This window comes from Neisseria sp. P0014.S009 (assembly GCF_051958155.1).
Lineage (GTDB): Bacteria > Pseudomonadota > Gammaproteobacteria > Burkholderiales > Neisseriaceae > Neisseria > Neisseria flavescens_C.
This window is the reverse complement of the sequence record NZ_JBQCVS010000079.1, coordinates 1-332: the sequence shown is the minus strand read 5'-3', so window position 1 is coordinate 332 and position 332 is coordinate 1. Positions and strand designations below refer to the sequence as shown.

Genomic DNA, 332 nt, shown 5'->3' with positions numbered 1-332 from the left:
GACTACTCGGGTATCTAATCCCGTTCGCTACCCTAGCTTTCGTTCCTCAGCGTCAGAAAAGATCCAGTGAGCCGCTTTCGCCACCGGTGTTCCAGATGATATCAACGCATTTCACCGCTCCACCATCTGTTCCGCTCACCTCTATCTCCCTCAAGCCTGACGGTTTGAAGCGCAGTTCCTCGGTTGAGCCGAGGGATTTCACACCTCACCTGTCGGGCCGCCTACGAACTCTTTAAGCCCAGTGATACCGAATAACGTTCGGACGGTTCGTCTTACCGCGGCTGCTGGCACGAACTTAGCCCGTCCTTCCTCCTAGGATCACTCAAGTAAAA

Annotated in this window: 1 rRNA gene; it reads right to left on the bottom strand. The window is 54.2% G+C overall.

The annotated features are described in order from the left end of the window. A 16S ribosomal RNA gene (locus ACTHS4_RS11745) occupies positions 1 to 332 on the bottom strand; the annotation flags it as partial.